At 47.3% G+C, this 12,590-nt stretch carries 13 protein-coding genes; 10 read left to right on the forward strand and 3 right to left on the reverse strand.

From position 1 onward, the window contains the following. Positions 1-367 precede the first annotated feature (367 nt). The 8 genes from MKX75_RS08970 to MKX75_RS09005 all read left to right on the forward strand — a co-directional run bounded on the left by MKX75_RS08970 (position 368) and on the right by MKX75_RS09005 (position 8,603). Positions 368-1,636, forward strand: a complete 1,269-nt coding sequence (locus tag MKX75_RS08970) for a sulfotransferase (RefSeq protein WP_339169348.1) — start codon at positions 368-370, stop codon at positions 1,634-1,636. Continuing rightward, complete coding sequence (locus MKX75_RS08975; RefSeq protein WP_145146747.1) at positions 1,633-3,564, forward strand: asparagine synthase-related protein; 1,932 nt, start codon at positions 1,633-1,635, stop codon at positions 3,562-3,564. The genes MKX75_RS08970 and MKX75_RS08975 overlap by 4 nt, the downstream gene beginning before the upstream one ends. Before the next feature lie 35 nt (positions 3,565-3,599). After that, on the forward strand, positions 3,600-3,731 hold the full coding sequence (locus tag MKX75_RS08980) for a paeninodin family lasso peptide (protein ID WP_105408482.1): 132 nt from the start codon (positions 3,600-3,602) through the stop codon (positions 3,729-3,731). A 138-nt stretch (positions 3,732-3,869) separates the two neighbouring features. Beyond that, the gene (locus MKX75_RS08985) at positions 3,870-4,817 is read left to right on the forward strand and encodes an aldolase (protein WP_339169349.1); all 948 of its coding nucleotides are present in this window, start codon (positions 3,870-3,872) and stop codon (positions 4,815-4,817) included. Continuing rightward, positions 4,814-5,113: a lasso peptide biosynthesis PqqD family chaperone gene (locus tag MKX75_RS08990; protein ID WP_339169350.1), complete on the forward strand. Its 300-nt coding sequence runs from the start codon at positions 4,814-4,816 to the stop codon at positions 5,111-5,113. Before MKX75_RS08985 ends, MKX75_RS08990 begins: the two co-directional genes overlap by 4 nt. 4 nt (positions 5,114-5,117) lie before the next feature. Then, the gene (locus tag MKX75_RS08995; RefSeq protein WP_339169351.1) at positions 5,118-5,600 is read left to right on the forward strand and encodes a lasso peptide biosynthesis B2 protein; all 483 of its coding nucleotides are present in this window, start codon (positions 5,118-5,120) and stop codon (positions 5,598-5,600) included. A gap of 52 nt (positions 5,601-5,652) precedes the next feature. Then, positions 5,653-6,786 carry a nucleotidyltransferase family protein gene (locus MKX75_RS09000; protein WP_339170406.1) on the forward strand — a complete coding sequence of 378 codons (1,134 nt, stop codon included), beginning with the start codon at positions 5,653-5,655 and terminating at the stop codon, positions 6,784-6,786. Beyond that, positions 6,786-8,603 (forward strand): ABC transporter ATP-binding protein, encoded by a 1,818-nt coding sequence (locus MKX75_RS09005; RefSeq protein ID WP_175623693.1) that lies wholly within the window; start codon positions 6,786-6,788, stop codon positions 8,601-8,603. Before MKX75_RS09000 ends, MKX75_RS09005 begins: the two co-directional genes overlap by 1 nt. Positions 8,604-8,685: 82 nt before the next feature. Here the strand turns inward: MKX75_RS09005 and cysC are convergent, their stop codons facing one another. After that, positions 8,686-9,324 carry an adenylyl-sulfate kinase gene (gene cysC / locus MKX75_RS09010; protein WP_076330297.1) on the reverse strand — a complete coding sequence of 213 codons (639 nt, stop codon included), beginning with the start codon at positions 9,322-9,324 and terminating at the stop codon, positions 8,686-8,688. Positions 9,325-9,473: 149 nt separating this feature from the next. Between cysC and MKX75_RS09015 the strand changes: the two genes are divergently transcribed. Both MKX75_RS09015 and pdaA read left to right on the forward strand, forming a co-directional pair. Next, positions 9,474-9,884, forward strand: a complete 411-nt coding sequence (locus MKX75_RS09015; RefSeq protein ID WP_339169353.1) for a hypothetical protein — start codon at positions 9,474-9,476, stop codon at positions 9,882-9,884. A 97-nt stretch (positions 9,885-9,981) separates the two neighbouring features. After that, complete coding sequence (gene pdaA / locus MKX75_RS09020) at positions 9,982-10,761, forward strand: delta-lactam-biosynthetic de-N-acetylase (RefSeq protein ID WP_076330299.1); 780 nt, start codon at positions 9,982-9,984, stop codon at positions 10,759-10,761. 194 nt (positions 10,762-10,955) lie between these two features. Here pdaA and MKX75_RS09025 read toward each other — a convergent pair whose 3' ends face one another. Both MKX75_RS09025 and MKX75_RS09030 read right to left on the reverse strand, forming a co-directional pair. Then, positions 10,956-11,804 carry a DegV family protein gene (locus tag MKX75_RS09025; protein WP_339169354.1) on the reverse strand — a complete coding sequence of 283 codons (849 nt, stop codon included), beginning with the start codon at positions 11,802-11,804 and terminating at the stop codon, positions 10,956-10,958. A 108-nt stretch (positions 11,805-11,912) separates the two neighbouring features. Continuing rightward, positions 11,913-12,362: a hypothetical protein gene (locus MKX75_RS09030; protein ID WP_076330301.1), complete on the reverse strand. Its 450-nt coding sequence runs from the start codon at positions 12,360-12,362 to the stop codon at positions 11,913-11,915. Positions 12,363-12,590 lie beyond the last annotated feature (228 nt).

Raw genomic sequence — 12,590 nt, forward strand, 5'->3', positions numbered from 1 at the left:
CATTGTTCCTCACAGAACATGTCTGGAGCTTATTCGCGTTTGTGCATCCTGCTCAGAATTGCTCATGAATAAGTGCTTAAACGACAGACAGCAGAATACAGTGAAAGAGTAACAATTTATGAAAAGGTGAAAATAAAAGATTGACATGATACATTTTGTATCATAGAGTAAAACTATGAATACATAACGTATCTGAGAGTTGTCGAAAGAATACATGTATTTTGCATCACTCTTGGGTAAAATTCCGACGGAATGTTGCAAAATGCTGACCTATAGCGTTCGTAGTAATCGTTTTGCCAAGCACAAAAGTAGAGTCTGGTCTATCCCGGCTGCATGCTTATTTTAATGAACAGAGGAGAGGCTGCCATTGATCGACGCTCAAGGTAACGGACTTGTTTTCTTACTATGTGTTCCCCGCAGTGGTAGCTCGTTATCCACCGTCATGCTGCAAAATCACAGCCGTATATTTGCCACCCAGGAAATGTGGTTTCTGATGAGTCTCGTCGATCTGCCAAAGACCGATTCACGCGCTTATGGTGGCAGCTCCATCATGCGTCAGTTCTACAATGCCATGGTATCTGAGGATGTCTTTGAAAAGGCGTGCAGAAGTTTTGCTCTTGAGATCTACAATGGATTCCTGGAAGGCAGTGGAGCAGATTTCATCGTTGATAAATCTCCTCGTTATTATTACATGCTTGAATGGCTGGATCGTCTGTTCCCGCAGTCCAGGCGCATTCATCTCCAGCGTAATCCTCTGGCCATCGCAGCATCATTCAAAAAGGTAAACCGTCATACAGGTGAAGGATTCGACCTGACTCATAGTCTGCAGAGTAACAAATTAAATATGAAAGCTGTAGATCTCACACTGGGTATGCTCCGTTTGAATGATTATTTTGCCGAACCACACGCCAATGCGCATGAACTGCAATATGAACAATTGGTCGCCAGACCTCAGGAAGAACTCGAGAAACTATGTGCATTTCTGGGAATTCGATATGAACAGGGTATGGAACAGTATGGACAGTTTCTGGACAGTGCAAAATCTGACATGTTCTACAGTATGGGTGTGGGTGATCCATTCCTCTCTTCGCATCAAGAGGCTCATCAGGGTTCTGTTAACAACTGGAAAAGAATATTAGATCCGCAAGAAGTTGAACTGTATTGCCGTGTGATGGGTGCAGATCTGTTCCACCGGATGGGGTACAGTGAACAGCTGGCGGAAGCTGAACAATGGACGGGTGTTCGTTATGAGGCAAGTCCGGATCAGGAGGTCATTGACCGAATCACGCATCAGTTGACGGTAGCGACCGGTTGCCAGTGGCAGCAACAATACCGGCTGCAGCCAGCTGATTCTGTTGTTCGTGATTCGCTCGCGAATCGGAATGATCCAGTTGGCGAAGGAAAGGAAAAGACAGATCCGACGTTGGCTGCGCTGGCAACGATCAGGCAATTGCAGGCCGCACTGCGTGCAGCAGATCATCGTCTGGAACGGGGATACAGTGAGCGTGAGCGCTTGAAAGTCCAGCTGGCCTCCGCTCAAAGCAAAATACAGCGTATCAAATCATGGGTACCATTTGGTCATCAGATCAGCGCCTGGGCTTCACAGCGCAAGATTCTACGGGGAGGGAAATCATGAGCGCCATAGCAGGAATTGTTCACAACGATGGTCAGCAGGCGCTATGGGAAGACAGCTGGCGTTTGTATGCAAGCCTGGGGCATGTTCCTGCAGATACGACAGGCGTATGGAAGGGACATGAGGCGTTCCTCAGCTGTCATGCCCAGTGGATTACACCGGAATCAGTGAGCGAGAAGCTGCCTTTATATGATGAGGATAGCGGTCTGACTATCACAGCAGATGCCATCCTGGATAATCGGGAACAACTGGCTGATCAATTACACATATCCAGAGCGGAACTGGCTATGCTGGCGGATAGTGAACTGATCTTGCGTGCCTATCAACGCTGGGGAGACGATGTAGCTGTCCGATTGCTAGGGGATTTTGTATTTGCCATCTGGGATGATCGGAATCGCAAACTATATGCAGCAAGAGACATTACAGGCATGAGAGCTTTTTATTACCGACATGATGGTTCACGTTTTGCTTTCTGTACACTCATGAATCCGTTGCTCGGGCTTGAAGGGGTACATAAAGAACTTGATGAGACCTGGTTGTCTGAGTTCCTTGCCATTCCTGACATGCATGATTCAGCAGATATCAACTCGACCGTATATCGGGGAATAAGCCAGCTGCCTTCTGCACATACACTTGTCTTCCGGGACGGGAGGCTGGAACTGAAGCAATACCATCGCTGGGATGAAGTGGAGCCTCTAAGACTTAAGTCCGACGGTGAGTATGTAGAAGCGTTTCGAGAGGTCTTTGGGCAGGCTGTCGGATCACGATTGCGAACCCATAGACAGGTGGCTGCTGCATTAAGTGGCGGGTTGGACTCTGGGGCCGTGGTTGGTTTTGCCTCCGGAACACTGAGAAGTCAGGGCAAACGGCTGCATGCCTATAGTTATGTTCCCGTGCCGGATTTCACTGATTATACGTCGAAAACGTTGCTGGCGGACGAGAGGCCCTTCATTCGTTCCACCATTAATCATGTCGGCAATATAACCGAGAACTATCTTGATTTTGAAGGCAGAAGTCCACTTAGTGAAGTAGATACCTGGCTCGACATTATGGAAATGCCCTATAAATACTTTGAAAATTCGTTCTGGATACGCGGATTCTATGAAAAAGCGAGCCAGCAGGATGCAGGCATTCTGCTCACAGGAGCACGTGGTAACTTCACCATCTCCTGGGGGCCGGCTCTGGATTATTACGCCAGTCTACTGAAAAGTGGTCGCTGGTACCGCTGGTTCCGTGAGATGCAGCAGTATAGTGAACGGACCGGCATGCCCTTCTCCCGTATAGCCAAGATCACCGGGAAAAAGGCATATCCGGATTGGTTCAAGGCTCAATCCAAAGGAGCCAGCCAGGCTGCATCCGTGCAGTTGATCCATCCTGATTTTGCGCAAAGAACGGGTGTACTGGAACGACTCAAATCCATTATTGTTCTGCAGGGTGGTGCTCAGGCGGATGCACTCAAAGTGCGTGCCGAGAAATTCAATAATCTGGCCATTGCGAACAAAAACGGTGCTGTAGCCACGAAATGTTCTCTCCGTTATCGGGCTTGGGAGCGTGACCCGACAAGCGATGCCAGAGTCATTCGGTTCTGCTTGTCCGTACCGATTGAACAATATGTGAAACACGGGACAGATCGCTCCTTGATTCGCCGGGCTACTTCACCAGAGTTGCCTGACAAGGTCAGACTGAATCAGCGGGTACGGGGTGTACAGCCGGCGGACTGGTTACATCGCATCATTCCGAATTGGGATGCCTTTACGGCCGAGTTGCGTGCGTTGTGTTCTGACAGCAAGGTTGCTGGCATATTAAACACGGAGCGTATCAAGTCTGCTCTAGCCAATTTTCCGAGTCCGAGACCTGAACTTGCTTCTCATCCAGATCTGCGATTAATGATGCATAGTCTGATCGTTTATCGGTTCATTCGGAAATTCTGAATGAGGGCACATGAAAGGAGGTGAATACGATGCAAATGGAAAAAAAGGAATGGCAAGCACCAGCTCTTGAAGTGTTGGAAGTCAATCAAACGATGGCCGGTACTGGTTACAGACAAATTGACTGGGTAACGGTTCACGATGCGGATCTGTACGATCCAACTTCCTAAGTTATTAAGTTTTATGAAGTGTCATCATACTTAAAGGGCGGAATGCACTAAATCCAGCTTTTCGCCTCCGCCCTTATATTGAGCAACACGAATATAAGGGCTTTTTTTTACATTTTATTACGAAGGAGGCGTCGTTCATTGTTGCCTGTGCATTATGTAGCGTATGGTTTGCGCTGGTCGAGCCAAATTCCAATGCCTGAATTACAGAGCGTACCCAAGGATGCAGAGATTCGTTCTGATGTCGTGGATGTACACATTGAGTCATCAGATCTGAATACATTATGGGAAAAGTGGGATCTCGGCAACGACAACTTTGTGGCACGGGAAGGCAGCCTTTTTTTCAAAATCGAAGATACAGGTCTGTTTCTAATGGAGCACGGAAAGCGCATCGTTGTATGCCCCCAGCCGGGAGCAGATGAAAAGAAGGTTAGATTATTCATTCTGGGCACATGTATGGCGGTCATTATGATGCAACGTGGCATTCTTCCGCTGCATGGTAGTGCAGTTGTTATTGATGGCTGGGCTTACGCATTTGTCGGACATTCGGGGGCAGGTAAATCGACGTTGTCGGCTGCACTCGCATCACGCGGGTATCCGCTTCTCACCGATGATGTTGTCGCACTGACCTGGGATGCCGGGGGAAGAGCCATCGTATCACCTGGTTATCCGCAGCAGAAATTGTGGCAGCCCAGTCTGGATGGCTTCGGCATGAAGGAACAGGATTATGCAACGGTTCATGCAGAGATTACGAAGTATGCGATACCTGTTCAGCACTATTTTCATGAGATGGCTGTGCCACTGGCAGGGGTATTTGAACTTGCTCCACAACCGGAAGAAGACCATACGTCCGTTCAACTGGTTGAAGTGACAGGGCTGGAACGACTGCATCTGTTATGTTCCCATACGTTCCGTGGTGGACTTGTTGCAAGGCAGGGATTGGCGCAATGGCTGTTCGAGACCGTCTCAAGACTCTCGGCAAGTGTGGAAATTGGCAGATTGACCAGAACCGGTGCTGAGTTTACAGCATTTGAGATGGTGGATCGGATCACAGATCATATACGCAAAGGAGTGCATACAGGACAATGACAGCGACTACGCCGATGAATGTGGATGACCGGGTAACCCGGAAGGAAGGCAATCTGGTCAGTGATATGGGCAGTGAAAAAGTCATGATGAGCATTAGCTCTGGAAAGTACTATAATCTCGGAAGTACCGGCGGGAGAATCTGGGATCTGATCGCAGAGGAACGCACGTTGGGTGAACTGGTTGAGGTGCTGGCTGCGGAGTATGAGATTGAGCCAGATGTATGTCGTGAGCAGGTAGTGCAATTCCTGGAACATCTGTCCCGCGAAGGATTAATCGACGTTACTCGCGGAGTGTAGAACCATGCTGCGCAAAATAAAGGCCTATTTCTCCCTTCCGCGCGCGATGCGCCGACTGATCTGGGAAGCTTATGTCCTCCTGGGTTGGGCGCGAATCCTGAAGGCTATGCCATTTGCCAAAATCGCACCAGGGCTAGGGACGCCCATGGTCGAAACACCGATGACCGGACTCGACCGCAGCGAGGTAATCGCGATACGGAATATTTCCAAAGCGATTGTGCTCGCCAGCAAATATACGTTATGGGAAAGCCGCTGCCTGGTGATGGCGATTGCCGGGATGAAGATGCTTGAGCGACGCAAGATAGAGAGTACGTTATATATGGGGACTGCACGGAATAAGCAAGGACATATGATGGCTCATGCCTGGCTGCGAAGTGGGAAATTGATCGTGACCGGAGCTGATACTATGGACCAATATACGGTTGTCGGTGTGTTTGGCAAACGGTGTCCGGAGAAGGGATCTGGGGAGATTGTCTATGATACATGAAAGTGAACTCTATTCATCAACATTTCCGAAGGAGCTTAAACTGATTTTGAGTATGATTAGAGGTGATCTGACGGCTCTATCCCCTGAAGAACTCAAGGCGCGTTTGCAGGGAACGGATTGGCAGCTCTTTTTGCGGCTTGTCTATCATCACCGCTTGTACTCTGTCCTTTACCTGAAAATGAAAGAACTGAACTCCACGATCATTCCGGCGGATGTTATGGAGAGTCTGCGACAACAATATACAGCCAATACGTTTCGTATGTTACATCTGACAGCTGAGATGGAGCAGGTGTGCGGAGCTTTTCGTGAACGCGGCATCCGCAATATTACACTAAAGGGACCGACGCTCGCACATGATCTCTATGGTGATGTATCCATGCGTACTTCCAAAGACTTGGATATTCTGATTCCATTCGATGATGTGGAAGCGGCTGAAGGCATTCTGGCTACCCTCGGATACGTATCCAAGGAAGGGGAGCGGGCACCTACGGTGCGCAGCTGGAAATGGCGGGAACATCATATCTGTTACACCCATCCGGTCAAACGGACTCAAGTGGAGATTCATTGGCGCCTGAACCCGGATTCGGGCAAAGAAACCGATTTTGAATTGCTGTGGAAACGTAGCCGGTTCAGTTCATACACACAGACACCTGTCCGTATGCTCGAACAAGAAGATCTATGGGCCTATCTCGTAACCCATGGTGCACGACACGGCTGGTTCAGACTGCGCTGGTTACTGGATATCGATCAGATGATCCGCAGCATGCCACTCGATGTGAAGAAAGTAGAGAGACGTCTGAAAGCGGAGGGGCGTTTATCGATCGGTTCACAGGCTCTTTATCTGGTTTCGGAGCTGCTGAACACGCCGCTGGATGTAGAGTACAGGTCCTTGATGTCCTTGAGTGACCGTACAGGCAAGCGATTAGCCAACGAAGGCGCAAAGTTCATGAACGACATGCTGGAAAGTCCGGCTGATATGAAAAATTATCAATCGTATTTGTTTAAACTTCGAAGCACGAAGCAGAAGTGGTTCTTCTTTATTGAACGCTTGTATCCAAGTACATGGGATGTGGATCAATTGCCGCTTCCGCGTTCGTTGTTTTTTCTATACTTTCCGTTACGTCCGTTTCTCTGGTTCTGGCGGCGAATTAAAAGGTATACGGTGACGGAAAGGGGTAAAGTATGATCTCGGAATTAAAGTACTTCATGCGAAAGCTGCATCATGTCACGGGGCCCATTCTATATTGGAATCTGCTAGGAATGATCTGTATCAGTCTCATGGAAGGGATCGGCATCTACATGCTTGTTCCGATGCTGAGTCTGATTGGTATATTTGAGATGGGCTCCACAGGCTTAAACATCCCCTGGCTTGGTGAAGTGTTGAATCGTTTTTCTGAAAATAGCCAATTGTTACTCGTACTGTTCACCTTTGTGTTAATTGTCTCCGGACAGGCCTGGATGCAGCGCCTCCAGACGATCCGTAATACGCGAATCCAGCAGCAATTTGTACGAACGCTGCGCATGGAAACCTATGGTGCCATTATCATGGCGCAATGGTCATTTTTTCTCCAAAAACGAAAATCCGATTTTAACCATATATTAACGACTGAACTTGCACGTGTGAGCCAAGGAACGAGCATTATGCTGCAAATGGCAGCCTCGCTGATCTTTACGGGGATACAGATTGGTCTTGCTTTCTGGTTATCTGCCAAGTTGACGGCACTTGTTCTGGTCTGTGGATTGCTCTTATTTATAGTCTTGAGAAAATTCGTCAAGCGAGCCAAGCAGATCGGGGATCAGACCTCTGAATTCTCGCAAAGTTATTATAACGGCATTACCGAGCATTTCAACGGAATTAAGGATATTAAGAGCAACATGCTCGAGCGTTCACATATGAACTGGTTCGAGCGCATGTGCAGACAGATTGAACGCAACGTCATTCAGTTCAGCCAATTGAACAGTGGAACACAGCTGATTCACCGGATGTCCGCGGCTATCATTATTGCGGCATTCATCTATCTTTCTCTCCGTGTAATGACGGTACCTCCGGCAAGTCTGCTGCTTATTATCCTTATCTTTTCCCGCTTATGGCCCAGATTTACGGCGATTCAGTCCAATCTGGAGTACATCAGCTCCATGCTGCCTGCGTTTCGGGTGGTAAGAGAATTGCAAGCGCAGACGGCGAAAAGTCGTGAAATTAGTGAAGAGATTGCTTCAGCTGGAGATGTTGGAAATGACGGGATTCAACCAATGGCACTTATAGAATCTATCACATGTCAGGATGTCTCTTATCGCTATGAGGGCAGTGATACCTACTCATTAATGAATGTGCAAGCTTCTATTCCGGCAAGGGGCATGACTGCAATTGTAGGCAAATCCGGAGCAGGCAAGAGCACGCTGATAGATCTGATTATGGGCCTCGTCAGGCCCGAGACTGGTCGTATTTTGATTGACGGTATACCTCTGTCAGAAGAGCGATTACTGAGCTGGCGAAGTTCCATCGGATATGTTTCTCAGGACCCATTCCTGTTTCATACGAGTATTCGTGAGAATCTGCGTCTGGTTGATCCAAATGCAAGTGAAGAACAGATGTGGAAGGCTTTGCAGTTTTCATCTTCTGCGGCTTTTGTGCGTAAGTTACCTCAGGGTTTGGATACGATTATTGGTGATCGAGGCATTCGTCTATCGGGAGGAGAACGCCAGCGATTAGTGCTTGCCCGAGCTATGCTGCGTAATCCTTCTGTATTGGTGCTGGATGAAGCAACGAGTGCGCTGGACAGTGAGAATGAACAGTACATTCATGAGGCGCTGGAACGGTTGAAAGGACATGTAACCATTATCGTGATTGCACACCGATTGTCCACCATTCGAACGGCAGATCGTGTGATTGTGCTGGACGAAGGTCGTGTCATCCAGGAGGGCGGATATCAGCAGTTATCTACAGACCCGGTAGGCACCTTCAGCAAACTACTGAACATGCAAGCGGGTGTTGTGGGACAGTAGGTGGTTATGACATAACGTAAAGAGGCGCGCCACGATGGGCGCGCCTTTCATGTAAGTCGTTAATATAAGTAGTAACTGATAATTAATGAACCAGTGCTGAATTGGAAGGAAGCGGCAGTTGAAGAGCACCGATCTGTTCCAAATGCTGTACGATCTCCTGCACAGCGTCCTCAATGGACCATTGCTCCGTATCGATAATGAATGAAGGAGATTTGGGTACATCATAGGGGGCAGAAATGCCTGTAAAATGTGGGATGTCACCATTTCGGGCTTTTTTGTACAGGCCCTTGGGATCACGGCGCTCACATTCTTCAATCGAACAGTGCACATAGATTTCAATGAAATCATCCGGTTCAAATAGCTGTCTAACCATCTCCCGATCCTGTTCATGAGGAGAGATAAAGGCTGAAAGGACGAACAGCCCGGCATCTAGCATTAACTTCGACACTTCACCAATTCGCCGCAGATTTTCTTGACGATCCCCAGCTGTAAAACCGAGATCCCGGTTCAGTCCATGGCGCACATTATCCCCGTCTAGAACATAACAACGCACGCCTTGGTCGTAGAGATACTGCTCCAGGGCAAATGCAAGGGATGACTTTCCTGCACCCGATAACCCGGTAAACCAGATGGCACGACTACGGTGTCCATTATGTTTCTCCCGGTCTTGTCTGTTGATGGTGGATGATTGCCAGGTTATGTTGCGCTCTTCCTTTGACATGAGTATCCCGCCTTTTCCCTACCATGATATGTATAATATTTTAACATATTTACAAGATTATAGCACCTTACAGATTTCTTCAAAATAAGCGTGAATCGACAACATATCGGGTATAGATGTAGTACATACATAGCAGGAGGAACAATGTCATGAGTGAAAACATACAAAACATACAGGTTGGATTTAAGTGCCCGGATTGCCAGCAGGATGTCCGAGTGGAATTTATAGATGAACAGGTTAGCACGGTTCGTTGTAAAGGTTGTGACAGAGCGTACACGCTATTGAAACCAACCATCGGTGATGAGATTCTACTTGATTGGGAGCAGGAGGCTTTGTATCACAAGCTGAGAGCAGAGCGGTCTGAACTGGATAATCACAATATGTCGGCCTTGATTATCAAAGTCATCGAGCTACTTACATGGCGTGATCGGGGAGATGGGCAGACCCGTGCGATACAGACTGTGAGGGAGTGGCTCGCTTCCAGTGGCAAACCCCAGACTTTGCTCGAACTGTTTCATCAAACGCCGCCACAAAATGAAAATAAACGTTTCGATCGTTAATGATTTACATACATTAGCCGTTCCTGTGGCATATTACCTGAAGGTGTTTGTATGAGCAAACCACTAACCGAATTTTTCAGGAACAGGAGCGGATAGAATGAAGCGAATGGTTCTATACATACTGTTGGGGCTATTATCCATCAGTATGGTACCGGCACAGGCTGAAGCATCGCCGGTTACCGGAGCTTATCACTTTGGCTTCAAGAAAAGTCAAAATGGTCAGTTGCCCTCCATTGACCAGGAAGGCTTTAAATCGATTTTACAACATAACGATGCCATTTTCTTGGGGGATACGAAGCAGAAGGAATTGTATCTCACGTTTGATAACGGGTATGAGAATGGGTTCACACCTGCCATACTGGATGTTTTGCGTGCCAAGAAGGTGCCTGCGGCTTTCTTTGTGACTGGTCATTATCTCAAGGATCAACCTGAGTTGGTCAAACGCATGGCGGCTGAAGGTCATATTGTGGGTAACCATTCATGGAGCCATCCAGATATGACCCGCATCTCCAATGAGAAGCTTAGGGTGGAACTGGATAAGGTCAAGTCGGAAGTGAATCGGCTAACGGGTCAACAAGCGACCTTTTTGCGGCCACCTCGTGGAATTTTTAACAATCGTACGCTCGCAGAGAGTCATGCCCAAGGGTATGTGAATGTGTTCTGGTCTGTTGCGTATAAAGACTGGGATACGAATGTGCAGCGTGGTGCACAATATGCTCATCAGCAGGTGTTGAAACAGCTGCATCCGGGGGCTGTCATTTTGCTTCATTCGGTATCCAAAGACAACACGGAAGCTCTGGGTTCCATTATCGATGAGGCGCGTAAGCAAGGATATGCTTTTAAAAGTCTGGATGATTTGCGGACCAAAAGTTATTGATCCATTATCATAATGAGCAATGGACCAAGCGTAGGTCATTCAAAAGTTAGCAAAAATATTAAAGGGCATCCTGAGCGATTAAGCTCGGAATGCCCTTTTTGTGTTGTATCGGTATGTCGGTTGCAAGTATTGGATGTGACCACATACAGATCCAGAAGATAGGATCTAGTTATACGATACAATGTTGTGTGTAACTATATAACTGTATTATAGATAATTCCAATCGTTTTGGGACCGCAGTGACTGCATATTACACACCCAGCAGTGGTTAGTTCCACCCGGGCACCCGTCTGTTCTTGCAAAGACTTCTGCAGGTCGAGCGCATCCTCTTCAGCCATGGTATGCACAACGATTAGCAGGTCGGGATCAATCTGTTCCTTCGCGCTGAGCGTGTTTTGCAGCATTTGTTCGAGGGCTTTCTCCCGTTTTCCGCGCACTTTATAGGCAGGTGCCATCTTGCCATCCGTTACTCGGATAACAGGGCGTATCTTCAACAGACTGCCAATCAGGTTCTGCATGCCTGAACAACGCCCGCCTTTGTGCAGATACTCCAGTGTATCAATGACAAACTCCGTGCGCACATTTGGTTTCATTGCCTCAATCAGGTGTGTAATCTGAGTCAGGTTTTGTCCTTTATCGGCCGCATGTACTGCTTTCATCACCATAAGAGCAATTCCGGATGAGAGATTCTGTGAGTCGATGACGGAAATTCGACCTTCCGGAAACTCGGAACTCGCTAATCGTGCATTTTGGTAGGTAGAGGAAAGTTCAGAGGATAAACTGATATATAGAATTTCATCCCCTTGGTCTATGTAAGGTTGAAATGCCGTCATGAAATCAGCGGGTGAAGGTGCAGCTGTTTTGGGAAGACGCCCATCTTGGCTGACACGTTCATATAGCTGTTCAGGCTTAATCTCAGCACCGTCTTTCAGTGATTCTTCACCGAACACCACATACAAGGGGATGATGCCGATATCGTGTTGCTGGATCCATTGGGGAGCCAGATCACTTGTGCTGTCCGCAAAAATTTTGATTCGTGACATGTCAATCTCCTTTGAAATACAAGAATTTTTAGCAAATTAATATAGATTATATCCAGGTGTAAACCCATTCATTTTAATTATAAGGAAACATGACGCTGATGCAAATGGTTACATCATGCTCATGCCTGCCAAAATAAGACCAATGAATGCCAGAATGATGATCCCATTTAACAGCGTCCCGATAATGGCAAAGACTTTCTTGCGATTCTTGAGGATAAGACCAATGATTCCTAGGATGCCTCCGGCCAGGTTAAGAATCAGGCAAACCAGAATAGATAAAGAAGCCAGAATTACCGCTGGATGCAGGGCAAGCTCTTCTGCTTGCAACGGAGTGAGAACTTCGATTGAATCGTTTAGAGCCATGGCGGCAATAAAGAATATCAGAATGTAACCCACGACTGCAACCAATCCAATGACAAAGCTGGCGATTCCAGGTCCGGAATGTTTTAGTGGAGCCATGGGTTGCCTCTCATGATCTGGAGGGTATGGTTCAACCATGTTGTTATTATATTGATCTGTGTTGTTATAACCTGAATTGTAGGAATTGTGATTATCCATAATTGTAATATCCCTCCCTTAATCATCGTACTGAGTGTTATTAACCTAATCGGCGTAAACCAATCTTTTTGAACTTGCACTTAAAATACAACGAATGCATACCTGTTTACTTTTCCATAATTATCGATAAAAATCAAGGATTTACGCCAGTTTTCTACGATATATAGGGTAGGGATAGGAATAGTAAGTATAAACAGACATATGATCTGTGAAGCTCCGCCCTGACTG

Source organism: Paenibacillus sp. FSL R5-0341 (assembly GCF_037975235.1).
In the GTDB taxonomy this organism is placed as follows: Bacteria; Bacillota; Bacilli; order Paenibacillales; family Paenibacillaceae; genus Paenibacillus; species Paenibacillus amylolyticus_A.